Consider the following 26,255-nt stretch of genomic DNA (forward strand, 5'->3'; position numbering starts at 1 on the left):
CAGGTCTGGGTACAGTCGATGTTCGCGGCTCCTGTAAGAGCAGGGAGCATCATGGCGCAGAATAATACCATGTAAAGCCTGATTTCTGGCGTTTTTTGCGCGTAAAAATAGTGCCTTTAGGATGGATAAAGTGTTCGTTGAATTGGCCTAAATAAACCCTATACCCCAACGCAGATACTGTGCGTTGGGGATAAAATATCAATTTGCAATTAGTGGGTTGCTGCTGGATTAGATTCGACGATATGCTCAAATGATGGCGCTTCGGCTAAGGCTTCCCGCAGGGTAGGATAAAACTTCAGTATCCCTTCAATCGGTTGCACTTTAGCCCTCGCAAGGGTGCGAATGGGCTGAAACTGCAAATCGGCAATAATCAACTTAGTATGGTTATGCTTACATTTTTCAATCAGTTTATTGAGTGCTGCAAGACCACCTGCATCCAGAATCGATACCCCATCTAAGTAAAGTACAATCACTTGTTTATCTTGAGTGAGGCTGGCGATTTCGGCAAAAATACGATCCGCAGCGGCAAAAAATAGTGGGCCATTAATTTTGAGCACGGCCCAGTCGGCGGGCAGAGGCTGATCGATATAACGCTTGTTGCTACTGATATCATACAGCTTGGTCATCTCCGCGATTTCTTTCATAAATAGCAGCGCGGCTAAAATAATCCCCACGCTGATGGCGATCACCATATCGAATATCACCGTGAGTGAAAAACAGCTTAAAAACACCAATATATCGCTGGTGGGCGCAGTTTTCAGTAAGTGCACTGCTTTTGGGGCTTCACTCATATTCCAAGCTACAACCAGTAATAATGCGGCCATGGCCGACATAGGTAAGTAGGCAAGTACTCCTGCGAGCGCGACTAAACCAACCAAGACCACTATGGCATGGATCATCGATGCGATCGGACTCTGAGCACCCGCTTTAACGTTTGCCGCACTGCGGGCAATCGCCGCGGTTGCTGGGATCCCGCCAAAGAAGGGGGCGATAATATTGCCTATCCCTTGGCCGAGAAGCTCGCTGTTCGCGCTATGGCGCTTGCCTGTCATACCATCAAGCACAACGGCACATAGCAGCGATTCTATGGCACCTAACATGGCAATCGCGAAGGCGGCAGGGAGTAAGGCTTGAAAAGTGGCCAGATTAAATTCAAAGGTTTGACCATTGGCGCCAGTTTGTAACCAAGGCCATTCAAAGTGGGGGAGAACCGCAGGGATACCTGTGCCGACACTGCCGTCGCTTAATTGGTAATGGAAACGTGTTCCTATGGTCTCAATATCAGCGCCCATAGCATTTAACACTAAAGCGAGAATACTACCCAAAACGATGGCCGGAAGGTGGGCAGGTACTGGGATTTTTAATCTAGGCCAGAGTAGCATAGTGGCTAAGGTAGCAGCAGCCACTAATAAGCTTGGTAGGTGAAGTGCAGGCAATGCCTGACCTAGTGCCATGAGTTTGGCAAAATATTGCTCTGGCATGTGCTCTATATGCAGACCGAAGAAGTCTTTTAGCTGCAAGGTTGCTATCACTACCCCAATCCCTGCGGTAAAGCCTAAGGTGACCGATTCAGGAATGTATAGGATTAATCTACCCAGTCTTAACATCGCCATGGCAACCAGCATCATGCCAGACATGACGGTAGCGATCAGCAGTCCCGCCAACCCAAATTGTTGGGCGATGGGATAGAGTAAGACGACGAAGGCGGCCGTGGGCCCCGAGACGCTATAACGGGAGCCACCTGTCATGGCGATAATAAAACCACCGACAATTGCGGTGTATAAGCCATATTGTGGGGCGACACCGCTGGCTATCGCCAGTGCCATTGCCAGTGGTATCGCAATGATCCCGACGGTCAGACCCGCCATGAGATCTTGTCCAAAACGTTTAAACGAATATTTATCTTTTACGCACGCTTCGCTAAGGGCGTGGGCAATTCTTAATGAAAACAAATGAGCAGAGTGTGACACGAGTGGGTCCATAAACGCGGCTTATTACAAGGCTCTATTCTAGAGTCCAGAAGAATGTTCTTGTGTGATCATGGTTGCAAAAGACGCTTAAATGTCTTTGTTTTTAATAAATAGTATGCTTGGCAAAGTGAGTGTGGCGATTTCTCTTATCAAATAACCCTTTTGTGCTTAGGCTGCGTTTATAGGGATATCAACCATTGGGGTCACAATCACTAGGTCACTATCATGAGATATCCATCTTCAGTCTTTCGCCATAAAACGCATTTAAGCTTTGTTGTTTCGGGATTAACAGTCGCTGTACTATTAGGCTTGAGTGCTTGCAGTGATAAATCCGCGAAGCAGCAAAACCCTACTGAATTAGCAGTTCAAGCAAAAATTGCCGCGGAGCAACAAGCAGCGCTAAAGCAAAGTGCTGAACTTAAGCAAAGCGCAGAGCTTAAGGAAAGTGCCAAGCGTCAGGCCAATCGGCAATTGGATGCTGCAATCGCCATACAGGAGCAAGTCTCGTTAGCTAGGCTGCAAACAATGAATGCTGAGGGGCGATCGTATATCGCTCAACCTGCGGCCAGTATCAGTGCGGCGCCCGCGTTAAACGGCGATTGGCCAGGGGCTGTACGACCTGAGCGCAATCGATTCGAGAAGCAAGTGCAAAACGGCATCATGGTCGCAGGGGAGATCCCTGTATCGACTTTTGCAATTGATGTCGATACCGGCAGTTACACGACGTTAAGGCGAATGCTAAAGGAAGGGCTATTGCCTCAAAAGGACACGCTGCGGGTTGAAGAAATGCTGAATTATTTTTCCTATGACTATCCACTGCCGAGTAAAAATGAGGCGCCCTTCAGTGTTACGACTGAGCTTGCTCCATCACCCTATAACGATGACATGATGTTACTTCGCATTGGTTTGAAGGGGTATGAACAGAGTAAAGCTGAACTGAGCGCCAGTAACTTAGTGTTTCTGCTGGATGTGTCAGGGTCGATGGCATCGCCCGATAAGTTACCTCTGTTGCAAACTGCCTTGAAAATGCTGACCCAGCAACTGGATGCTGAGGATAAGGTATCGATTGTAGTCTACGCCGGCGCCGCTGGAGTGGTGTTAGATGGCGCGGCGGGTAACGACAGTCAAACTCTTCATTATGCGTTAGAGCAGCTTAGTGCGGGTGGTTCAACCAATGGGGCGCAAGGTATTCAGCTTGCTTATCAGTTAGCGCAGAAACACTTTGTTAAAGGCGGCATTAATCGAGTGATACTTGCGACCGACGGTGACTTTAATGTCGGCACGACCAATCTCGATGAGCTAATCGATTTGGTTAGCGCACAGAAACAACAAGGGATTGGGTTAACTACGCTCGGTTTTGGCATGGGTGATTACAATGACCATTTGATGGAGCAATTAGCCGATAAAGGCAATGGACAATATGCCTATATCGATTCCCTCAATGAGGCGAGAAAAGTGCTGGTGGAACAATTAAGTGCAACCTTGCTCACCATAGCAAAAGAGGTGAAAGTGCAGGTCGAGTTTAATCCTGCTCTTGTGGCCGAATACCGTCTTATCGGTTATGAGAACCGCGCCTTAGCGCGTGAAGATTTTAATAACGACAAGGTGGATGCGGGCGAAATAGGCGCTGGGCATACCGTCACGGCACTTTACGAGCTGCGTTATGTTGATGCGGGTAATTTGGCTAATGATCAACTTCGCTATGGGTATAATCCCAAAACGGGCAATGAAAAATATAGCCGCGATGAAATCGCCTATCTTAAATTACGTTATCAGCTACCGGATGCGACTCAGAGCCAGTTACTGAGTTATCCAATCCGTGCCCACCAAAGGGTAAACTCATTAGCGCAGGCGAGTGATGATTTTCGTTTTGCCGCTGCAGTGGCAGGATTAGGACAGTTGCTGAATCAAAGCCACTATTTGCATCAATTTGATTATAATAAGCTTAGTGCGCTCACACGTTCTGCGCTGGGGGAAGATACCAGCGGCTACCGACATGAGTTTATGCAACTTGTCGATACTGCTGCGGCACTTGCACAAACACAGCGAGTAGCAATCAAAAAATCCTTTGATGTCGGAGATAAACCTTTCCCGCCCGAGGATAAACCGCATCAACAATGAGCCAAATTATTATGTTTCAGTTAGTTAACCATTAGGGAGCTGCCATGGCCCTGGCGATACCGCAAATGCATGCCCATGAGCATACCGATGAACAGTTAATGCAACGCTATGCCAAAGGCGATGGCAAAGCGTTTGAGCAGCTTTATCTCAAACACAAAGGCGCCTTGTACCGTTACTTTGTGCGCCAACTCGGTGACAAACAGTTAGCCGAAGATTTATATCAAGAAACCTGGGGACGAGTGATCCGTGCCGCCGCCAATTATGAGCCGAGTGCTAAGTTTAATACTTGGCTCTATCGGATTGCCCATAATCTGTTGATTGACCACGTCAGAGCTGTCAAACCCGTCGACTTAGTTAGCCATGATAATGAGGAAGGGCTAGATACCTTTGTGGGAGCGGAGCAGGAACAACCCGATGTACATTGGCAGGAAACGCAAAAGAGCCTGTTACTGAAGACCTGTATTGCCCTGTTACCCCAAGTGCAGAAAGAGGCCTTTATTCTCAATATCGAAATGGGCTTTACCGCAGCGGTGATCAGCGATATTGCGGGGGTGACACTCGAAGCGACCAAGAGCCGTATTCGCTACGCGTATCAAAGCTTAAAAGATTGTGTCAATGCTAAATGGCAGGAGGTTGGTCATGAGTAATTCCACTCTGTCATCGGAAGAAGAGGCACTACGTCAGGAAGTCTCTGCTTGGTATCACAAGCAAGCACTGGAAATGCCACCAGAGCGGCTCGACCAAGATATTTTGCGCCTATCACAAGCTCATTTGGCTGAAATGAATGTGAGCCAGCTAAAGCCTGCTGCTACGCCTGTGTGGCGCCGTTTCCCATGGGCGTTATCGAGCGCAGCTTCTTTAGTGCTGGTTGTGGGTTTAATCGTACTGAATAGAGGCTATTTTGAGGAGGAGTTAGCCGCTCCAGCAGCGTTGACTATGGGGGCGTCCATGCCCGCTCAAGCACCGTTAGATCACGCTGATCAGCAAGCCGAAATGGCGCGTCAAGCGAGAATGGAAGATGCCGCAACACAAAGTAGGCAAAGGGAAGCGATGAGGGCCGAAGCTAAGATGTCAGCCCCGGAAAATCAGCAAGCAGAGTCTCAAGCATTATCGCAAAGGGCGCGTGCATTGCCTCAAAGTGATGTAGCCGCAGCTGCGCTGCGTGATAAAGATGTGTTGATGGCGTCGTTAACACGTTTGCAGGCGTTAATAGACTCGAAGCAAATACAGGAAGCCTTAGCTCTTGAGCAAAGTTTAGTGAAGCAGTATCCCGAGTTGTCTAAAACCAATGCTGAATCTACCGATGGCACAAAGGCAATTGAGAAATTTAAAGCTTTACAGCATCAGCTTCATTCTGTGAGCAAATAAAGCGTAAATCAGTGGGCTGGTCTCATTAAGGCCACTCACTGATATTAATATCTTATTCTTAACGTTGTCGTATTAATCTAGGACACTTTTTACAGATCGTAATGTTAATTACTTGATCATGGTCATAAAGTGCACAGGAACTCGCCTGTTATATTGGATATTGATAAACGACTTGACTAGTATCAATAGTCAGTCCTAAGTTCAGGAGGCGATATGCTCAAAAGACTCATGCATGATCATAAACATATAGCAGTGCTATTGAATGTCTTGAAAAATAAACAGATGAAATTAGTTGAAGGCGAGGCGATTAATTTTATTGTTGTGAGAGACATCGTTGAGTATATGCAAGGATATGCTGAGCGTAGCCATCACCCCGTTGAAGATATTATTTATGCTTATTATTTGGCACATAAGGCGAATGATGACATCGACAAGCTAAGTGCCGAGCACCAAGTTGTGACTGCGGCTTCATCGGCATTAATGAATACTTTAAACCTGATATTAAGTGACATTGTTGTCGCAAGGGATAAACTGATTGCCGATTTTGCCGAATATGTTGACTTACAAGAAAAACATATGCAGATGGAAGAGCGGGAGATTTTCCCCTTACTTGCGAAGTCTTTAACCGAGCAAGATTGGAAGGAGATTGAACAACAATGCCAAGCATCGTTAATTGATGATCCGCTATTCCTTGACCGAGAGCAGCAAGCCTTTGATGACTTACGTTCCTATTTAAAAGCGTCCGATTAGGGGTTGTAAGTCATCTGAAGGGTAAAAACAGAAAAAGCGCCATAAGCGCTTTTTCTCTATATCCTGTCAATAAAAAAACAGCAGGTTACAACTGGATGGTGTCTATATCGTAATCAAAGTTGTTATCAATCTCTTGCAGTTCCTTGAGTAAACGATGTTTGTCCTTTAACGCCTCGATTTCGCGCCACTTACGCTTTTTATTAGCACCACGCGAGCGGTCGGGTCTTTCTACAACTTCATCTAGCGCACAACCATAATCTAAACGATCCATGGTAACCTCCTGTTGTTGTATGTTTTGTCAGCGATTAAATAACATATTTTCAAAACAGGGTGCAAGAATTATGTTTCATTTGTGTTAACTTGAAATGAAATTTGGATGATATGTCATTGATCTTAACTATCACTTTAGTGGTAGTTGCTTCTTGAAATGTTTATTTTATTAATGAGATACAATAAAAAAGCCAGCAATTGCTGGCTTTTTGTTCGATCAGATTTTGCCCTGTCGATAAAGATTGATTAGGCCATTGCTTGAGGCATCTAACGCAGTCGCTTCTTGATCTGCACCTATACGGGCGAGGACGTCGTTACCTAAGGTTTTGCCAAGCTCAACACCCCATTGGTCGAAGGAGTTGATGTCCCAAATGGCGCCTTGGACAAAGGTTCTGTGCTCATAGAGCGCAATTAGTGCGCCTAAGGTTTCTGGAGTCAGCTTATCCATTAACAGAGTGTTGCTTGGCTTATTGCCCGGCATGACTTTGTGTTTGGCGATAAGTAACTTTTCTTCATCACTCAAGTTGCTCTTGCTCAATTCAGCCAGCGCTTCATCTAAGGTACGGCCTTGCATGAGTGCTTGAGTTTGTCCAAAGCAGTTAGAGGCTAACTGATCATGGTGTTCACCGATAGGGTTATGGCTTTGCAGCGGCATAATGAAATCAGCAGGAATTAATGCAGTACCTTGATGCAGCAACTGATGGTAAGCGTGTTGACCGTTTGTGCCTTCGCCGCCCCAAATCACAGGACCTGTGCTGTAATCCACATGCGTACCATTGAGCGTGACTGATTTACCGTTACTTTCCATATCCAGTTGTTGGAAGTAGGCAGGAAGTCCGCGAAGGTAATGATCGTAGGTCAATACCACATGGCTTTGAGCATTAAAAAAATTGCCATACCACAGTGAGAATAGTCCCATGATGACGGGCATATTTTCCGCTAAAGGCGCAGTGGCAAAATGGGTATCCATTTGGTGCGCGCCCTTTAATAGGGAGCGGAAGTTATCCATGCCGATGAGTAAAGCGATGGGTAAACCAATGGCAGACCACAGAGAATAGCGACCTCCAACCCAGTCCCACATTGGGAAGATATTAGCGGCATCAATACCGAACTCAGTTGCTTTTGCCACGTTAGAGGTCACGGCAACAAAGTGTTTCGCGACATCTGACTGTGAACCACCTTTAGCTAAGAACCACGCTTTGGCTGTTAAGGTGTTGGTCAGCGTCTCTTGTGTACCAAAAGACTTAGACGACATGATAAAAAGCGTGGTTTCAGGATCGAGCAGCTTGAGTTTTTCACTGATCGAGGTGCCATCTACGTTGGCAACAAAATGGCAATTGAGACCTGTTATCCAGTATGGACGTAAGGCTTGGGAAACAATTTTAGGGCCAAGGAATGAACCACCGATACCGATACTGACAATATCGGTAATGGCTTTGCCTGTGTAGCCTTTCCACTGTCCTGAGGTGACTGAAGTGACAAACTGCTGCATCTTGTTCAGCGTTTGCTGTACTTCAGGAACGATATCTTGACCTTCGGCAATGATGGATTGGTCCGCGGTACTGCGTAGTGCGGTATGCAAAACGGCACGTTTTTCGGTGGTGTTAATGATATCACCGGCAAACATCGCCTTGATTTTAGCGTCAAGCTTGGCTTCTTGCGCCAGTGTCAGCAGCAAGTTGAGAGTCTCAGGTGTTGCTCTATTTTTTGAATAATCTAAAAATAAGCCACAGGTAGAAAGCGACATGTTGCTAAAGCGTGCAGGATCGCCTGCAAAGAGTTCTCGCATATGCGGGATCTGCTGGCTATGGGCTGCTAACGCCTTCCAGGTTGTGCTTTGGGTCAAGATAGTCATCGAATCGTCTCCGAAGATACTTAGTTTGCCAGTTTAGCCTTGAGCATGACTTCGAGTTTGCCTTGGTCGATGGCGAAGTTACGGATGCCTTCTGCTAGCTTGTCAACGGCCATAGGATCTTGGTTAAAGTCCCAGCGGAATTTCGCTTCGGTTAAAGGTTCACCCGCAGCAACTGTAGTGCTGGCAGGAATGAGTTTAGGTTGAATAGCGACTTGAGAGTTTGCTAGCTCTTCGAGTAATGAAGGACCAATAGTCAGGCGGTCACAACCCGCTAATTCGATGATTTCACCAATATTACGGAAACTTGCCCCCATGACTACCGTGTTATAGCCATGCTGCTTGTAGTAGTTGTAAATTTCGGTTACAGAAACGACACCAGGATCATTGACTGCGTCATAGTCTTTACCTGTGTCTTTTTTGTACCAGTCGAGGATGCGGCCAACGAATGGAGAAATTAAGTACACGCCAGCTTCAGCACAGGCACGTGCTTGAGCGAAGCTAAATAATAGGGTTAAGTTACAGTTGATGCCTTGTTGCTCTAACTCTTTGGCGGCACAAATGCCTTCCCAAGTTGAGGCTAATTTGATCAAAATGCGAGATTTATCTATTCCTGCTTCTTGATATAGACGAACAAGCTTATGCGCTTTTGCAATGGATTTTTCTTTATCGAAGGATAAGCGGGCATCCACTTCGGTTGAAATACGGCCTGGGACCAGTTTTAGAATTTCCACGCCAATGTTCACTGCAAGTTTATCGCTGGCATCATCAATCTGTTGCTCAATATCAGCACTTTGTAATTTAGCCCATGCAATAGCATTGTCGATTAGAGCGCTATACTCAGGGATTTGAGCGGCTTTTAGAATGAGTGATGGGTTAGTGGTTGCGTCTTCTGGTTGATAGCGCTTAATTGCTTCAATATCGCCAGTATCGGCCACAATAGTAGTGTATGACTTGAGTTGCTCTAATGTATTTGCCATGAAAAACATCCTTCTCAGATAGCGGTCAAAACTCAGAAATGAACTGATGACTATTAGAAGCGATTTTGCCAACTTTTCCAACCATCAATGTAAAAAAATTACAAAAATGGTAAAACTACATCGTTTCTTGCTAAACATAGTGGCGAATGCCACTTAATCAGTCTTAGCGCCATCAGGTTAGGTAGTGTAGATGCCTTAAAAACAAAAAGTCGCTGCAAGCAGCGACTTTTTTATTCTTAACAGTGCAATTACTTCAGAACAGGTTGTTTTTCAGTAGTTGTCACGATGGCTTCGATGCGGCGGTTAGCTGCATGAGCTTCTTTCGAGTCACCAGCCACTAATGGCTTAGTGATACCGTAACCGTTAGAAGTTACGCGGCTTTGGCTGATGCCATATTTTTCAACAAGGATCTTAGCAACAGCGTCAGCACGCTTGTCAGACAGAACCATGTTGTATTCTGGTTTACCTACGTTAGAAGCGTGACCCGCGATTTCAACAGTGAATTCTGGGTTCTTGTTCAGGTAGTTAGCCAGTCTTTCGATGTCTTTGTAGTACTCTTTCTTCACTACTGCAGAATCGTTAGCAAACTGGATAGAACCTACATCTTCTTGCTTTTTAACGTTTTCATAGATAGTACAGCCAACAGAGTCAACTTTGTGAGTTGCAGGCGTTGCTGGGCACTGATCTTTATCGTCGTATACACCATCGTTGTCTGAGTCAACTGGTGCTGCTGCAACAACGGCGGCAGCTACAGGCGCCGCGGCTGCTGGAGTACCAAAACGGTAGCTTAATTCTAAGCCCCAATAGTTGCTGTCAGCTTCGATTGTGTTGAAGTCTGTGTCGTCTAAGTTTTCATAACGGCGGTATTTAGCTTGTAACTTCAGATTGTCGGTGAAGTTATAACCAACACCTGCGCCAAAGTAAGGCGCAAAATCGTTAGAGCTGTATGAGCTTGAAGTTGTGCCAGTATGTTGGCTGTTTTCTAAGGTGTAGTACATTGCACCCGCTTCTGCAGATAGGCTCCAACGGTTACCCAGTGGCCATACACCGACTAAGCCCAGAGTTGCACCTTTAACATCTGCATCATTGCTAATGCCACCATTAGTCCAATCTGCACTACCTAGATCACGATAGCCGATTTCTGCACCAAAGTAGTCATTAAACATATAGCCTGCGAAGATGTCCCATGCGTATGGGTTATCATCGCCGTTATCAGTTGCAATGTGTTCATAGTTATTAACGCCTAAACCTGCACCAACATACCAAGGAGTTAACTCTTGAGATGCACTGGCAGCAAGTGGAAGCATTGATGTAAGTAAAACTACTTTTAATGTATTCTTCATCATTTTTTCTAAGTCCATTGTTTATGATTCTCCACCAATATGCTTTGCGGGTTTTAAGCAAAACATTGCTAGCACTTAGTGTGGGGATCCTTTGGTATTGTAGCCAGCGGTTAATTATCACTGCATTTGTTAAAATTTTCCAGTGCTTAGTCTGAAGTTTTTTTATGGGACCTCATACTGTAACTAACTTGAGATGTTAAAAAGGCATCCTTTAGGATGCCTTTGAATTGTATTTATTTTGTTAATTTAATTAACTGCTAGCGAGTCCAAACCCAATTTTCGATCTCAGTTGGGTCAACACCATGTGCTTTAATATAGTTACGGTGATCAACAAGTCTTTGCAACATATCTGTTGTGATTGAAACGTGTTTAGTCTCATCAATGACGCCTTGTTGGAATAGTTTATAAGCCATATCAATAACAAGGTGGTAGCGAGAGGTTCCATTACGCACACCCATATCAAATGGTGTAGTTGTTGAGCCTTCTTCTTCATAACCTTTAATTCTAAAACGGCGGCTTCCTTTGTAATCAAAAATTAACTTTTTGATTGTATTTGGATAACCGTGATAGTTAAATACTACTCCTTTATCTTGAGTAAATATTTCATCCATCATCCATGGTTTTTCTTTAAATTTACGGCTACCTAAACCATCACTGCTTAATTCGGTGACGCTCACAAAACGGATTCTGACTCGAGGCAGCATTTCCCGAATGATCACTAAAGAGGCCATACATTCTTGAGTGACATAATCACCACAGCCAGCAAGGACGATATCTGGATTTTCATCTGAAGCAAAATCCCACACCATGACACCATCTTTGGCTTGTTTACGTGCTTCATCTAAGCTTAGCCATTGTGGCAGCTCTTTTTTACCTGCGACTAGGATGTTTAGTTTGTCACGATCCGCAAAAGCACGTTCGGTATACACTAAGGTGCTGTTTGCATCAGCTGGTAAATAAGCAGAGATAATCTTTGGATGTTTTTCTAACATCGCACCTAGGAACGATGGGTTTTGATGCGAGTAACCGTTGTGATCCTGACGCTCTAATAATGAAGAAAGTACTACGTTGCATGCTGGTAAAGGTTTACGGAAATGCACCCCTTGACTGGCATAAACATACTTACAATATTGGTCGGCCATGGATGAAACTACTTGCGAGAATGACTCGTAGGTTGGGAACATGCCATGACGACCTGTCACTGTGTAGCCATGTAACATACCAAATAGTAAGTTCTCAGAAAGGAGCTCTAGTACACGGCCATCGCGAGACATATCTTCATCCCAGCTTTCAATTGGCCATTGCCATGCACGGTCGGTTTCTTCAAATACCGCTTGCAGTTGGTTTGAATAGGTTTCATCAGGGCTGAAAATGCGTAAATTGCGTTGATCACGGTTCAGTTTGAATGCGTCACGCATCCATTCGCCCATTTTCAGCATGGAGTAACCGCGGTGTCCGCGTGGTACTTCTGGACCGTAACTGAGTTTTTCTAGATCAGGATTGGATAAAGCTCTAACAACTTCACCACCATAAGTGAGATGTTGGCGGCCACAAGCTAAGTGTTTTGGTGGGATCAATGAGCTAATATCCGCATCAAAAATCAGTTCACCTTGAGCATTGATTTGATAGAGCTCTTGGAACTGGTAGCTAGCTAACCAGTTATCCAATGCGGCTAGATGGCCTTTATCGGTCGCGCATTTATTGACAATCACTTGGTGTGATTCGCAGTTGCCTTCTAACTTCTTACCATTATATTCGCTTACGCCAGTCCAACCTTTGGCTGTGCGCATTAAAATCACTGGCCAGCGAGGTTTTACAATATCTTCACCTTTACGTGCTCGGGCTTGGATATCATTAATCATGCTATAAGCGGTATCCATGGCGGTTGCCATTTGAACGTAGATATCTTCTTCCGCTTCGCTGTCCACAATAATGGGGTGGTAGCCAAGACCGCGGAATTCAAGATCTAATTCTTCATGGCTCATGCGTCCCATACGGGTTGGGCCAGAAATTTTATAGCCGTTGATATGCACGATTGGTAACACTGCGCCGTTGGTGGCGGGTGATACCAATCGGTTTGCATACCAAGATGCGGCTAATGGGCCTGTTTCTGATTCTCCATCACCTATTAATACTGTCGCGATAAGATCGGGGTTATCAAGCACTGCGCCCCAGCCAACGGATAATGAATAACCTAATTCACCACCTTCCAGAATTTGTCCTGGTGCTTCAGGATTAGCATGTGAAGGATAACCGTATGCTGCTGAGAACTTTTTACAAATATCCTCAATGCCCGTTTCATTATAAGGAATGGTTTCTGGATAGTAGTGGCTTAGAGAGCCTTCAATGAATAAGTTAGCTTGTACGGCAGGGAAGCCATGTCCTGGACCAACTAAGTAAATAAAGGGACGATTATGTTTTACAATGAGTCGGTTAACGTTCGCGTAGACAAAGTTGATACCAGGACACGTTCCCCAGTGACCGAGCAAGCGAGGCTTAATGTCCGAGTGCGCTAGTGGGCGCTTATGAAGTACGTTTTGCTTTAAGTAAATCTGGGAGGTGGCTAGGAAGTTAGTGGCTCTTACGTATTTTTTAAGAGCATTTATCTCATGTGTTGTCGTCATATTAAGCCTCACTAGAGCAGACGGAAGTAAATAATGTTTTCTTGGAGTTACTATATTTGTAATTTTATTACAAAAATGTGCCCTACATCCAAATTTTAAAACTTGTGTTTGTCGTTAACGCATGTGAATGAAGTTTGTTAAATTGTTAATTTAATATTAACAGTGACTTATCTAAGCTTTATGATCGTGAGCTTGTAGCTATTTAACAATGTAAACCTAGGCTTGATCACATGAGTAATTTCGAATACTGTGCTATTTTGCTGCGTTGAATTCGGTAGCCGTGATGTTGTAAATTCACGGAAGGATAATTTGAAAGAATAAATCTACCGATATTCTTACCTTTATTTGGAAGGATTCATTCACCACAAATGTTGCACCTCGCTAAGTATAGGTGGGGGAGGGCATTTGCTACGGGAAGAAGTAAAATAATATGTTAGAAACGATTGTAAACTTTTTGAACGCACTGCTCTGGGGCAAATTGCTCGTTTACGGACTGGTGGGTGCGGGGCTCTATTTCACCTTACGACTTGTATTTATTCAACTTACACACTTCAAACACTCTCTAAAAGTCATGACAATGAGCCGCCAAGGCTGTGAAAGTGGTTTGTCTTCATTCCAAGTATTCTGTACGAGTATGGCGGCCCGTGTAGGTGCTGGAAACATGGCGGGGGTAGCGGTGGCCATTGGCTCCGCCGGACCTGGCGCTGTCTTTTGGATGTGGTTAATTGCCATGTTGGGTATGGCAACGGCTATGGTAGAGTCCACTCTTGCGCAGGTTTATAAGGTGCGTGATACCAACGGCCAATTTCGTGGTGGCCCTTCTTATTATATGGAGAAGGGACTTGGTCAGAGATGGATGGGGGTGTTGTTCGCTTTCTTCCTGATCATCGCTTTTGGTTTGGTGTTTAACGCGGTGCAAGCTAATACCATTACGGGGGCGATGGAGCGCGTGTTTGGCTTCGATCCGACCTATGTCGGTATCGGCTTAGTGTTAGCCAGTGGTTTTGTTATCGTCGGCGGCTTACGTAAAGTTGCGCGAGTATCTGAGTTTATCGTGCCAATTATGGCGTTGGCTTATATTCTGATCGCTTTCATTATTGTGTTGTTCAATTTAGAGCAATTACCCGCAGTTATTAGCCTGATTGTAAAAAGTGCTTTCGGTTGGCAAGAGGCAGCAGCAGGTGGCGTTGCTTATACAGTCGCTCAGGCGATGCAAGCAGGTATTGCCCGTGGTTTGTTCTCAAATGAGGCGGGGATGGGCAGCGCAGCAAACGTGGCGGCGAGTGCCTCACCTAATCCTAATCATCCAGCGTCTCAGGGCTTTGTGCAGATGATGGGAGTGTTTGTCGATACCATCGTTATCTGTACTGCAACTGCGGCAATTATTTTGCTTTCAGGCGATATTGGTTCTAGCGATGACGGCATTCGTCTCACCATCAATGCGATGTCAAACCACGTTGGAGATTGGGGCGGCGCCTTTATTGCGATAGCCATTTTCCTATTCTGCTTTACTTCTATCATTGCTAACTATTCCTACGCCGAAACCAATGTGATGTTCTTAACGGGTAACAGTACTAAGGCGTTACCGCTATTTCGCCTGTGCGTATTGGGCATGGTGATGTTTGGTGCCGTAGCCAAAATCAGCTTAGTGTGGAACTTAGCCGATGTGTCAATGGGGCTAATGGCAACGGTCAATATCGTCGCATTGTTGCTGTTATCTGGCTTGGCGATACGGGTTATCAACGATTACTGTGAACAATTAAAGAGTGGCAAAATGCCTGAGTTTGACCGCAGTAAGTTCCCCGAATTGATGGAACAACTTGATGATGGCATTTGGCAGGACAATAGTGCCAATGAGTTGGCTAAATCGCGTACTGAATCAGCGGTTAGTCGTTAAGCTCAAGTTCACTGATTAGCGCTATCGGAAAAACCACGTCATCCGTACGTGGTTTTTTTATGCTTGTTCAGTATCATAGTGGCGTATTTTATTTGTTGGAGTGTGTTAATGTTGATTTTGGTTTCACCGGCGAAAACCCTAGATTTTGAGCAACCTCCCTTGACTCAAACCCATACTCGGCCCGATTTTTTAGCTTATAGCCAAGAGCTCATTCAAGTTTGCCAACGGTTAACTCCCAGTGACATAGCAACATTAATGAAGGTCAGCGATAACATTGCGGGCTTAAATGCGGCACGTTTTGGCGAGTGGACACCCGATTACAGTATTGATAATGCTAAGCAAGCTATTTTCGCTTTTAGAGGCGATGTTTACACAGGTTTTGATGCTGATACCCTGACACCTGAACAGCTTGAACGTACTCAGTCGCAGTTGCGCATTTTATCTGGGCTATACGGGTTACTGCGGCCATTGGATTTAATTTTACCTTATCGCTTAGAAATGGGGACGGCCCTTGCCAATCCTAAAGGTAAGAATCTTTACGATTTTTGGGGCAACACTCTCACCGAAGCGGTCAATAATGCTGTCGCTGCGCAGGGGGATGAGATCATTATCAACCTTGCATCCAATGAATATTTTAAGGCGATAAAGCCAAAGCAATTAGCAGGACAATTAATCACTCCTGTTTTTAAAGATTTTAAAAATGGTCAATACAAAGTCATTAGTTTCTTTGCGAAAAAAGCGCGGGGAATGATGGCAAGATATATTATTGAGCAGCAAGTGAGTTCGATTGATGAATTAAAAGCATTTGATGTGGCAGGTTATTACTACAGTGAAGAATTGAGTAAACCGAATGAGCCAACATTCTTACGTGAAGCGCAATAACGTATTACGGCTTAAATAAAAAGAGCTGCTTAGGCTTAATGCCAGTCAGTTAAGCTGACTGGCATTTTTCTTTTTATGGGTGAATGATTTAGTTATGAGGCTTATTTCGATTCAGTGCTAATGGGGGTTAACACTGAATTCGAGTTTGCCATAATATAAGCAAATTGAGCATATGCCGCCACATTTTGTGCCAGAGCCTTAGGATCAATTTTATCTAAGGTATCGTTAGGTGTGTGGTGATAATCGAAGTAATCGTGGCCATCCTGTCTTAATGATGCAACAGGTACGCCTAATGCGGGTAGCATAGAGACGTCAGGCCCACCAGATGCTTGGTTATTGCCGAGGGCAACACCGTTGTATGTCATTGGTTTAATGCTCTCTTGAACTTGGGCGAAAACGTTGTCACTTACTTTAGTATCTATTTGATAAATCGGACCCGCGCCAAAGTCCGATTCGGCAGCAATATAATGCAGACGTAGCTCGGCTTTGTGTGCTTCAGCATAAGCCTTACCCCCCACTAAGCCAATTTCTTCAGCTGCATATAGTACTACTCGCACTGTACGAGCGGGCTTTTGTGGAAGATCTTGAATATGTTTTGCTGCCGCTGTCACAATCGCAACACCAGCACCATCATCAATTGCACCTGTACCTTCATCCCATGAATCTAAATGGGCACCAATCAGCACGATTTCGTTAGGTTTACTACTGCCAGTGACTTCTGCAATAACGTTGTAAGAGGTATTCGTACCTAAATCCTTCGGTGACATATGCAGCTCGAGCACCGCATTCGGATCGCGTTTTAACATGGCATCGACTAAGTCTGCATCGGGATTAGACATCGCCGCAGCAGGGATTTTAGTCACACCATCTTGATAACGCATCACGCCAGTGTGTGCCATGCGGTCATGGTCGGTGCCTATTGAGCGAATGACGATTGCTACGGCTCCCTTTTGTGCTGCTGCGACAGCGCCCTTCGAGCGGCCGCCGACACTTTTTCCGTAACCTTCACCAGTTATATGACGCTCCGTTTTTTGATCGATAAAGGCAATTTTACCTTTTACATCATCAGGGTTGGCTTGTTGTAATGCTTCTAGGCTATCAAAGCGAGCTATTCTAGCCCTAATGCCCGTTACTGGCGTTGCAATGCTGCCACCCAATGCAGTAATCACCAAAGGTTGCTCTACCGGAGAGATAATCTTGGCTTTGGCTTCTCCACGTTCCCAAATAGGAACCTGTACTGGCTCTTTATAAACCTTATCAAACCCGAGGCTGGTTAACTTATTCATTGCCCAGTTCACGGCAATAATGTCTTTTGGACTACCAGCAAGGCGCGGTCCTACTTCTACCGTAAGAGATTCGACAATGTCATATCCAATCGAAGAGGCTAAAGCGGTTTGTTGTAATTGAGAAGGGGTATCTGTTTTGACTGGTGTTTCGATATGAGTTTGGCAAGCGCTCAAACCACTAATAAAAAGGCCTGTTATCAACGTTGTTTGGTAGGGTTTCATAGGTTTCCTTTGTTTTTATTAAGCATGTCCCACTTTTGAAAACAATCTAGCAAAAAGTGTGCTTTATGTCCCGACTATATCTGTAAGGCAACGCTATATTAGCGCAGGGGTTAGTTTTAGGAGAAAATGTGCGTAATGAATATTGAATTAATGCAGGAGCGAGCCGATCATGCCGTGGTGCTATTAAAGGCACTCGCAAACGAACGCCGTTTATTTATCCTTTGTTATTTACTGAATGAAGGAGAAATGTGCGTTGGCGAAATGAATAAAAAATTAGGCTTAAGTCAATCGGCACTATCACAACACCTTGCTTGGTTACGCAAAGATAATTTAGTAACCACACGCAAAGAAGCGCAGACCGTATTTTATTCACTGAAGAGTGATGAAGTGCGTGAGATGATCCATTTACTAAACAATATTTATTGTCATTAATGGTTTTCAGCAGATATAAAAAAACCGGCAATTGCCGGTTTTTTTTATTTACTAAGATAATTAAGCAACAAGCGCTTTGATCTTAGCGTTCAAACGAGCCTTATGACGAGCAGCTTTATTCTTGTGAATAAGGCCTTTAGTCGCCATACGGTCAACGATTGGTTGTGCAGCAGCGAAAGCTTCGGTTGCTGTTTTGTGATCACCAGCTTTGATAGCTGCGATAACTTTTTTAACGTATGTACGTAACATTGAGCGACGGCTGGCGTTATGCTGACGACGCTTTTCAGATTGAAGCGCGCGCTTCTTTGCAGACTTGCTATTAGCCAAGGTGCAACTCCTAAAAACTGGATTTGATACTTTTAAAGGCCGAGGAATATGCCTGCATTTAGTCACTTTGTCAATGACTATGATTGAATAATCATCATAAAGATAAATTAATTCAACCTGCCTTGGCTATCTTCAACCCAACTCGTGTAATATGTGGCGCAATTCTAGCAGCTATTACCGCAGTGTGACAGAGCCTGAGTCGATTTTTTGAGATGAATCACCTAATCCATTCGATATAGGTCTGGGGGACGTTTGAGTAAAAAATTATTGAAGTCAGGCATGATTGTTAGTGCTATGACATTGATTTCCCGTGTTTTAGGTTTGGTTAGAGATGTTGTCGTTGCCAATTTAATGGGTGCAGGGACAAGCGCTGATGTTTTTTTCTTCGCGAATAAAATTCCTAACTTTTTACGTCGATTATTTGCCGAGGGCGCCTTTGCACAGGCATTTGTTCCCGTACTGACCGAATATCAAGAAAAGCATACCTCGGACGAAACTCGCGAGTTACTCAGTAAGGTGGCGGGGACCTTAGGGCTCTTAGTGACGATTGTCACGCTTGTCGGTGTGATTGCATCTCCTGTGTTGTCAGCCTTATTTGGTGGCGGCTGGTTTATGGCCTGGCTGAATAACGAACCTGATGGCGCTAAGTTTGAGTTAGCAACGGTCGTACTAAAAATCACTTTTCCTTATCTGTGGTTTATTACCTTTACTGCTTTAGCGGGCTCAATCTTAAATACTCGAGGACGCTTTGCTGTATCGGCTTTTACGCCTGTGTTTCTAAATGTGGCCATTATTGCGGCGGCAATGTTTTTCGCGCCGACGTCTTCTCAGCCCGAAATTACCTTGGGATGGGGAGTATTTTGCGGTGGTTTAATTCAGTTTTTATTCCAAATTCCGTTTCTGCTCCGAGAGAAAGCGTTAGTAAAACCTTCGTGGGGTTGGCAACATCCCGGGGTTGTGAAGATTAGAACTTTGATGATCCCTGCATTGTTTGGGGTTTCTGTCTCACAAATCAACTTGTTATTTGATACCTTTATCGCCAGCTTCTTGATGACTGGTTCTATTAGTTGGCTCTATTATTCAGACCGATTATTAGAGTTTCCACTTGGTTTATTTGGTATTGCTATTGCAACCGTGATTTTACCCGCGTTATCGCGAAATCATGTGAATGCAGAAGGAGATGGCTTTGGTAACACCATGGATTGGGGAATTAAAGCGATTTTATTACTCGGTTTGCCTGCGATGATGGGGTTGATAGTGCTCGCGCAGCCTATGTTAATGGTACTGTTTATGCGCGGCGCCTTTACTATCAATGACGTGCAAATGGCCTCTTACAGTTTGATGGCTTACGGAAGCGGTTTACTGAGTTTTATGTTAATCAAAGTTTTAGCGCCAGGATATTATTCTCGCCAGGATACTAAAACCCCCGTACGCTATGGCATCATCGCTATGATTACCAATATGGGCTTTAACTTAATATTTGCAATCCCATTTGGTTATGTGGGTTTGGCGATTGCTACATCCATGTCAGCCTTGCTTAATGCCACATTACTTTATCGCGGCCTGCATAAAGCAGGGGTTTATCGTATTACCAAACCAACTATGGTGTTTTTCCTTAAAGCCGTGGTCTCTACGGCATTGATGGTGGTAGTCTTGTACTATTTATTACCCACGCAATCTCAATGGGTAGAATGGCATTTAGCTTTACGTGCTAAGGCTTTGATTGGCTTGATTGCTGTTGGTGCTATGACGTATTTACTTGGCTTATTGGCGTTAGGAATTCGTCCTTGGTCAATGAAACGGGGAGTTTGATTGCTGATTCTTATCGTTAGCTGTTATATAATCAGCCGATTTGCGCTTGGCAGTTGTCTAAAGTTATGGAATTAATCCGCGGTATACATAACATTTTGTCATCTCACCATGGCTGTGTGCTGACGATAGGTAATTTTGATGGCGTGCATCGCGGCCATGCACAGGTGATTGCTAATTTGGTGCAAAAGGCCAAACAGCTTTCATTACCTCCGACAGTGATGACATTTGAACCTCAACCACAGGAGTTATTCCGTGGTGAGAATGCGCCCGCGCGTCTGAGCTTATTGCGGGACAAAATCATCCTGCTCGATGAGTTAGGCGTTGAACGGTTAGTGTGTGTTAACTTCAACCGTGCCTTTGCAGATCAACCAGCGGAGCATTTCATCGAAGAACTGCTGGTGCGTAAACTCGGAGTGAAGTATCTCGTCGTTGGCGATGACTTTTGCTTCGGTCAAGGCCGAAAAGGCAATTTCGAAATGCTGATGCAGGCGGGAGTTCGTTATGGCTTTACCGTGGTCAGCACCCAGAGTTTTATGGTGGGCTCGCAACGTGTGAGCTCGACCGCGGTAAGAGAACAATTGGCGAAAGGAAACCTGGAGCAGGCGAGACGCCTACTCGGTCACCCCTTTACCTTAAGCGGCCGTGTGGCCCATGGCCAAAAAATTGGCCGAACCATAGGTTTTCCCACCGCCAATATCGCCCTCAAGCGCAATGTGGTGCCAGTGCGCGGGGTGTTTGCGGTGAAACTCTATTGGGAAGATAGCGATATTTATGAAGGGGTTGCCAACATTGGTTTCCGCCCGACCGTAAATGGTCAAGTTTGTCAGCTTGAGGTGCATCTTTTTGATTTTGAAGGTGACATTTATGGCAAGCATGTTGAGGTTGAGTTAGTGGCAAAACTTCGCGATGAACAACCTTTTGATTCATTGGATGCACTAAAACAACAAATTTTGAATGATGCAAATGAGGCCAGAGCTTTATTTGGTAACGATGCAGGCTGATATTTATCAGTTTAATTAACGGTATAGGATCAATGAGCGACTATAAATTTACTTTGAATTTGCCGGAAACTGAGTTTCCGATGCGTGGTAATTTGGCAAATCGCGAGCCAGAGATGTTAGAGCGCTGGACGAAAGACGGTCTGTATCAGCAGATCCGTGATAGCCGAATTGGCCGCACACCTTTTATTTTGCATGACGGCCCACCGTATGCGAACGGCAGCATTCATATTGGTCACTCAGTAAACAAAATTCTTAAGGACATTATTGTTAAGTCAAAAACCATGTCTGGTTTTGACGCGCCTTATGTGCCTGGTTGGGATTGCCACGGTCTGCCAATTGAACTGAAAGTTGAGCAAAAAGTCGGTAAGCCTGGTCAAAAAATTTCTGCGGCCGAATTCCGCGAAGAATGTCGTAAATATGCGGCTGAGCAAGTCGATGGTCAACGTGCTGATTTTATTCGTTTAGGCGTGCTGGGCGATTGGCAAAAGCCTTATTTAACGATGGACTTTGCTACCGAAGCCAATATCGTACGCTCTCTATCAAAAGTGATTGAAAACGGTCACTTACATAAAGGTGTAAAACCCGTTCATTGGTGTACAGACTGTGGTTCTGCCCTTGCCGAAGCCGAAGTAGAATACGAGGATAAAACCTCTCCCGCTATCGATGTGGCCTTTACTGCAACTGACAGCAAAGCCGTTGCCGCTCAGTTTGGTGTAAGCGATTACTCACATCCAGTCGCTATGGTGATTTGGACAACCACACCTTGGACGCTGCCTGCGAACCGCGCGTTATCTATCAGCCCAGAGCTGGATTACAGCTTGGTTGAATTTGTGAAAGAGGGGGCGACTCACGCGGTTATTCTGGCTGACGTGTTAGTTGAAGCTTGTATGACGCGTTACGGCGCCGAGAGCCATAGCGTGTTAGGTAAAGTTAAAGGTGTAGCGCTTGAATTGGTTCGCTTTAAGCATCCATTCTTAGCCTTTGACGTACCTACAATTTTAGGTGACCACGTGACGACTGACGCGGGTACGGGTGTGGTCCACACAGCACCTGGCCATGGTCAAGACGACTTCGTGGTAGGTCAGAAATACGGTTTAGAAGTGGCAAACCCAGTTGGCGATAACGGTGTGTACAAGCCAGAGACTGAGTTCTTTGCTGGTCAACACGTATTTAAAGCAAATGACAATGTGGTTGCATTGCTGCAAGAAAAAGGTGCGCTATTACACCATGTTGCGTACCGTCACAGCTATCCACACTGCTGGCGCCATAAAACGCCCATTATCTTCCGCGCTACACCGCAATGGTTTATCTCAATGGATAACCACAACCTGCGCAAGCAAGCATTAAGCGAAATTGAGCAGACTCAGTGGATCCCTGACTGGGGCCAAAGCCGCATCGAAAAGATGGTTGAGAATCGCCCTGATTGGTGTATCTCCCGTCAACGTACTTGGGGCGTGCCAATTACATTATTCGTACACCGCGAAACCGAAGAGCTGCACCCTGACAGCGTGTCGTTAATGGCACGTGTAGCCAACCGCATTGAGCAGGAAGGCATTCAAGCTTGGTGGGATCTCGATGCTGCCGAATTACTGGGCGAAGAAGCCGAACAATACCGCAAAGTGACCGATACCTTGGACGTATGGTACGACTCAGGTTCAACCTTTGCCTCTGTGGTTGGGGCGCGTCCAGAGTTTCATGGTCATGGCGTCGATTTATACCTCGAAGGTAGCGACCAACACCGTGGCTGGTTTATGTCATCATTGATGATTTCTACTGCGATGACTGGCAAAGCTCCTTACAAGCAAGTGCTGACCCACGGCTTTACCGTTGATGGTAAAGGTCGCAAGATGTCGAAATCTATCGGTAACGTCATTGCGCCGCAGCAAGTCACCAACAAGTTAGGTGCGGACATTCTGCGTCTTTGGGTTGCTGCGACCGACTACAGCGGTGAAATGACGGTATCGGATGAAATCTTAAACCGTAGCGCCGATGCTTATCGCCGTATTCGTAACACCGCTCGCTTCTTACTAGCGAACCTTAATGGCTTCGATCCAGCTAAGGACTTAGTGGCAGTAGAAGATATGGTGGCGTTAGATCGTTGGGCTGTGCGCCGCGCGGCTGCTCTGCAACAAGAAATCATTGAAGCTTACGAGCAATATAACTTCCATATTGTGACGCAAAAGCTGATGCAGTTCTGCTCGGTTGAGCTAGGTAGCTTCTACTTAGACATCATCAAAGACCGTCAGTACACCGCCAAGCAAGAGGGCCATGCCCGCCGTAGCTGCCAATCGGCACTGTTCCATATCGCCGAAGCTATGGTGCGTTGGATTGCGCCAATCCTGAGCTTTACTGCCGATGAAGTGTGGCAATTACTGCCAGGTCAACGTGATGCTTACGTGTTTACCCAAGAATGGTATCAAGGTCTGCAATCTATCACTTTAGATACAGATCTCAGCGATGCGTACTGGGAAAATCTGCTGACTGTGCGTAACGAAGTCAACAAGGTCATCGAGCAAGCACGCCGTGATAAACGTATTGGTGGCTCCTTAGAAGCTGAAGTCACACTGTTTGCTGATGCGGCATTAACTGAACAGTTAACGCACATTGGTGATGAGCTGCGTTTCGTCCTGTTGACCTCTGAAGCCAAAGTATTGCCATTGGCGGATGCGACAAGCGATGCCGTTGAAACCGAACTTGTGTCATTGAAGTTAGTGGTAAATGCGACAACAGCAGAGAAATGCGAACGTTGTTGGCACCATAGGGAAGAAGTGGGCACGATTGAGGCTCACCCAACGCTGTGCCATCGCTGCGTAACCAATATTGAAGGTGACGGCGAAGTTCGTCTGTTTGCGTAAAGGATCTGTATGCCATTAACTTGGAAAGACAGTGGCTTACGTTGGTATTGGGTAGTTGTATTGGTGTTTTTGGCCGATCAACTATCCAAGCAATGGGTCTTAGCCAATTTTGATTTGTTCGAATCGGTGAAGTTATTACCTTTTTTTAATTTCACCTATGTACGTAACTATGGCGCCGCATTTAGCTTCTTAAGTGAAGCGGGCGGTTGGCAACGTTGGTTATTTACCCTAGTGGCCGTTGGTTTCAGTACCTTGTTGACTGTGTGGCTGCGCAAGCAATCTGCATCCCTATGGAAGTTAAATTTGGCTTACACCTTAGTGATTGGTGGCGCCCTAGGTAACTTAATCGATCGATTGATGCATGGTTTTGTGGTGGATTTTATCGATTTTTATTGGGGTAAGAGCCATTATCCTGCCTTTAATATCGCTGATTCCGCGATTTTTATCGGCGCAGTGCTGATCATTTGGGATTCGTTTTTTAACAGCAAATCCGAACAAGATAAAACCGAAGAGGTGAAGTAGTGACTGTGACACGTTCGTTATTGTGCCATATGAATATTGTGCTTGAAGATGGTTCAACTGCCGATAGCACTAAAGCCTCGGGTAAGCCAGCACGTTTAAATATCGGCGATGGTACTTTAAGCCCAGCATTCGAAGCGCAGCTTGCTTCCTTAAATGAAGGCGACAAGCACAGATTTACGCTTGAAGCGGTTGATGCCTTTGGTGAGTCAAATCCCGATGCGATTCATTATATGGATAGAACCCGCTTCCCAGCCGATATGGAGCTAGAAGTGGGTGTTATCGTGAGTTTTGCTGGTCCTGGCGGCAGTGAGATCCCCGGCATTGTGCGTGAGGTTGCGGGCGATTCGATTACGGTCGATCTCAATCACCCTCTAGCGGGACGCAAAGTGACATTTGAACTCGACGTGGTGAAGGTACTGTAAGATGAAATTTGATCCTACCAGCCCAAGTTTAAATATTATGCTGGCAAATCCTCGCGGCTTTTGTGCTGGTGTGGATCGTGCCATTAGCATCGTTGAGCGTGCGCTCGAGTTATTTTCACCACCGATTTATGTTCGCCATGAAGTCGTGCATAACCGCTATGTGGTGCAAAATTTGAAAGACCGCGGTGCTGTTTTTGTAGAAGAGTTAGACCAAGTACCTGATAACAATATTGTTATCTTTAGTGCTCATGGGGTTTCTCAGGCGGTACGTGCCGAAGCTAAAGCGCGTGGGCTGCGAGTATTCGATGCAACTTGTCCATTAGTCACCAAAGTGCATTTGCAGGTCACTCGAGCAAGTCGCAAGGGTATTGAATGTATTTTGATTGGCCATGCGGGACATCCTGAAGTTGAAGGCACAATGGGACAATATGATAACCCTAATGGTGGGGTTTATCTGATTGAATCCCCGGCAGATGTCGAGACTTTAGAAGTTCGCGATCCTAATAACCTCTGCTTCGTGACTCAAACGACCCTCTCGGTAGATGATACTCTCGATATCATCAGCGCCTTATTAAAGCGTTTCCCGTCCATTGAAGGCCCTCGTAAGGATGATATTTGCTACGCGACGCAAAACCGTCAAGATGCGGTGCGTAACTTATCGGCCGATGTGGATCTGTTAATTGTGGTCGGTTCGAAAAACAGCTCTAACTCTAATCGCTTACGTGAATTAGCATTAAAAACGGGTACAGAGTCTTATCTGGTTGATACTGCAGATGATATTGATTCATCTTGGTTTGAGGGTGTAACTAAAGTTGCTGTAACGGCTGGCGCGTCTGCACCAGAGGTTCTTGTACAGCAAGTGGTTCAAGCCATAGCGAAATTAGCGCCAAGTGTGGTGACTGAAGTCGAAGGACGAAAAGAAGATACTGTCTTTGCCGTACCCGCTGAACTACGCTAATTAATGTAGAAAATAGTAGTCAATTGAAAGAGGCCAATGGCCTAATGCCGATCAGTTAAGACAGATCGCTTGACGATCTCGCTGAAAAGATCAAAATCCGATGACCTCATGTCATCGGATTTTTTTATGCAACTCTCAGAAGCACTCGCCCGTACTCATATTACCCGCCTAACCGAATTCACCTGCTTAGCAGATGTGTTAGAACCTGAGTTAATTCAATCTTGCCTAGACTCTCAGGGCGTTGCGACGTTAAGACGGCGTAAATTGCCGATGGACGCGATGATTTGGGCCGTTATCGGAATGGCTTTGTTCCGAGGGGAGTCTGTTCGGTCACTCATCAACAAACTCGACATTGTTTTGC

Annotated in this window: 22 protein-coding genes; 14 read left to right on the top strand and 8 right to left on the bottom strand. The window is 45.4% G+C overall.

The window, feature by feature from the left end; all coding sequences use genetic code 11:
* Positions 1–209: 209 nt before the first annotated feature.
* The gene (gene dauA / locus AEA42_RS18180; RefSeq protein WP_037429656.1) at positions 210–1,970 is read right to left on the bottom strand and encodes a C4-dicarboxylic acid transporter DauA; all 1,761 of its coding nucleotides are present in this window, start codon (positions 1,968–1,970) and stop codon (positions 210–212) included.
* 225 nt (positions 1,971–2,195) lie between these two features.
* Between dauA and AEA42_RS18185 the strand changes: the two genes are divergently transcribed.
* From AEA42_RS18185 to AEA42_RS18200, 4 genes are all read left to right on the top strand, one after another.
* A complete protein-coding gene (locus AEA42_RS18185; RefSeq protein ID WP_082389679.1) occupies positions 2,196–4,091 on the top strand; it encodes a VWA domain-containing protein in 1,896 nt (631 codons plus the stop codon).
* A gap of 44 nt (positions 4,092–4,135) precedes the next feature.
* Entirely contained in the window at positions 4,136–4,738 is a 603-nt protein-coding gene (locus AEA42_RS18190) for a sigma-70 family RNA polymerase sigma factor (RefSeq protein ID WP_011717976.1), read from the top strand.
* Complete coding sequence (locus tag AEA42_RS18195) at positions 4,731–5,459, top strand: hypothetical protein (protein ID WP_055648476.1); 729 nt, start codon at positions 4,731–4,733, stop codon at positions 5,457–5,459. Before AEA42_RS18190 ends, AEA42_RS18195 begins: the two co-directional genes overlap by 8 nt.
* A gap of 213 nt (positions 5,460–5,672) precedes the next feature.
* On the top strand, positions 5,673–6,209 hold the full coding sequence (locus tag AEA42_RS18200) for a hemerythrin domain-containing protein (RefSeq protein WP_055648477.1): 537 nt from the start codon (positions 5,673–5,675) through the stop codon (positions 6,207–6,209).
* 85 nt (positions 6,210–6,294) lie between these two features.
* On the opposite strand, the gene AEA42_RS18205 is transcribed toward AEA42_RS18200, so the two are convergent.
* From AEA42_RS18205 to AEA42_RS18225, 5 genes are all read right to left on the bottom strand, one after another.
* Complete coding sequence (locus AEA42_RS18205; RefSeq protein WP_037421244.1) at positions 6,295–6,480, bottom strand: DUF3545 family protein; 186 nt, start codon at positions 6,478–6,480, stop codon at positions 6,295–6,297.
* A gap of 216 nt (positions 6,481–6,696) precedes the next feature.
* Positions 6,697–8,334, bottom strand: a complete 1,638-nt coding sequence (pgi, locus tag AEA42_RS18210) for a glucose-6-phosphate isomerase (protein ID WP_055648478.1) — start codon at positions 8,332–8,334, stop codon at positions 6,697–6,699.
* A 20-nt stretch (positions 8,335–8,354) separates the two neighbouring features.
* The gene (tal, locus tag AEA42_RS18215; protein WP_055648479.1) at positions 8,355–9,311 is read right to left on the bottom strand and encodes a transaldolase; all 957 of its coding nucleotides are present in this window, start codon (positions 9,309–9,311) and stop codon (positions 8,355–8,357) included.
* A 248-nt stretch (positions 9,312–9,559) separates the two neighbouring features.
* Entirely contained in the window at positions 9,560–10,672 is a 1,113-nt protein-coding gene (locus AEA42_RS18220) for an OmpA family protein (RefSeq protein ID WP_037421235.1), read from the bottom strand.
* Between the two features lie 239 nt (positions 10,673–10,911).
* The gene (locus tag AEA42_RS18225) at positions 10,912–13,278 is read right to left on the bottom strand and encodes a phosphoketolase family protein (protein WP_037421225.1); all 2,367 of its coding nucleotides are present in this window, start codon (positions 13,276–13,278) and stop codon (positions 10,912–10,914) included.
* Positions 13,279–13,708: 430 nt separating this feature from the next.
* Between AEA42_RS18225 and AEA42_RS18230 the strand changes: the two genes are divergently transcribed.
* Both AEA42_RS18230 and yaaA read left to right on the top strand, forming a co-directional pair.
* Entirely contained in the window at positions 13,709–15,175 is a 1,467-nt protein-coding gene (locus AEA42_RS18230; protein ID WP_037421222.1) for an alanine/glycine:cation symporter family protein, read from the top strand.
* A 108-nt stretch (positions 15,176–15,283) separates the two neighbouring features.
* Positions 15,284–16,057: a peroxide stress protein YaaA gene (gene yaaA / locus AEA42_RS18235; RefSeq protein WP_055648480.1), complete on the top strand. Its 774-nt coding sequence runs from the start codon at positions 15,284–15,286 to the stop codon at positions 16,055–16,057.
* 101 nt (positions 16,058–16,158) lie between these two features.
* On the opposite strand, the gene AEA42_RS18240 is transcribed toward yaaA, so the two are convergent.
* Positions 16,159–17,565 carry a M28 family metallopeptidase gene (locus tag AEA42_RS18240; RefSeq protein ID WP_055648481.1) on the bottom strand — a complete coding sequence of 469 codons (1,407 nt, stop codon included), beginning with the start codon at positions 17,563–17,565 and terminating at the stop codon, positions 16,159–16,161.
* 135 nt (positions 17,566–17,700) lie between these two features.
* Here AEA42_RS18240 and AEA42_RS18245 point away from each other — a divergent pair, with 135 nt between their 5' ends.
* Positions 17,701–17,997: a metalloregulator ArsR/SmtB family transcription factor gene (locus AEA42_RS18245; RefSeq protein WP_006084975.1), complete on the top strand. Its 297-nt coding sequence runs from the start codon at positions 17,701–17,703 to the stop codon at positions 17,995–17,997.
* 60 nt (positions 17,998–18,057) lie between these two features.
* On the opposite strand, the gene rpsT is transcribed toward AEA42_RS18245, so the two are convergent.
* Positions 18,058–18,324, bottom strand: coding sequence for a 30S ribosomal protein S20 (gene rpsT / locus AEA42_RS18250; RefSeq protein WP_037421209.1), 267 nt, complete (start codon positions 18,322–18,324; stop codon positions 18,058–18,060).
* Between the two features lie 252 nt (positions 18,325–18,576).
* On the opposite strand from rpsT, the gene murJ reads away from it, so the two are divergent.
* From murJ to AEA42_RS21975, 7 genes are all read left to right on the top strand, one after another.
* Positions 18,577–20,136: a murein biosynthesis integral membrane protein MurJ gene (gene murJ, locus AEA42_RS18255; protein WP_037421205.1), complete on the top strand. Its 1,560-nt coding sequence runs from the start codon at positions 18,577–18,579 to the stop codon at positions 20,134–20,136.
* 65 nt (positions 20,137–20,201) lie between these two features.
* A complete protein-coding gene (gene ribF / locus AEA42_RS18260; protein ID WP_055648482.1) occupies positions 20,202–21,137 on the top strand; it encodes a bifunctional riboflavin kinase/FAD synthetase in 936 nt (311 codons plus the stop codon).
* Positions 21,138–21,169: 32 nt separating this feature from the next.
* A complete protein-coding gene (gene ileS, locus AEA42_RS18265; protein WP_055648483.1) occupies positions 21,170–23,992 on the top strand; it encodes an isoleucine--tRNA ligase in 2,823 nt (940 codons plus the stop codon).
* A gap of 9 nt (positions 23,993–24,001) precedes the next feature.
* Complete coding sequence (lspA, locus tag AEA42_RS18270) at positions 24,002–24,514, top strand: signal peptidase II (RefSeq protein ID WP_011623704.1); 513 nt, start codon at positions 24,002–24,004, stop codon at positions 24,512–24,514.
* Positions 24,514–24,936, top strand: a complete 423-nt coding sequence (gene fkpB, locus AEA42_RS18275) for an FKBP-type peptidyl-prolyl cis-trans isomerase (RefSeq protein ID WP_037429621.1) — start codon at positions 24,514–24,516, stop codon at positions 24,934–24,936. Before lspA ends, fkpB begins: the two co-directional genes overlap by 1 nt.
* A 1-nt stretch (position 24,937) precedes the next feature.
* Positions 24,938–25,894 (top strand): 4-hydroxy-3-methylbut-2-enyl diphosphate reductase, encoded by a 957-nt coding sequence (gene ispH, locus AEA42_RS18280; protein WP_055648484.1) that lies wholly within the window; start codon positions 24,938–24,940, stop codon positions 25,892–25,894.
* A 108-nt stretch (positions 25,895–26,002) separates the two neighbouring features.
* Positions 26,003–26,255 (top strand): transposase domain-containing protein (locus AEA42_RS21975; protein ID WP_197278455.1); only part of this gene is annotated, 253 nt, incomplete at its 3' end.

Source organism: Shewanella sp. Sh95, from assembly GCF_001308045.1.
In the GTDB taxonomy this organism is placed as follows: Bacteria; Pseudomonadota; Gammaproteobacteria; order Enterobacterales; family Shewanellaceae; genus Shewanella; species Shewanella xiamenensis.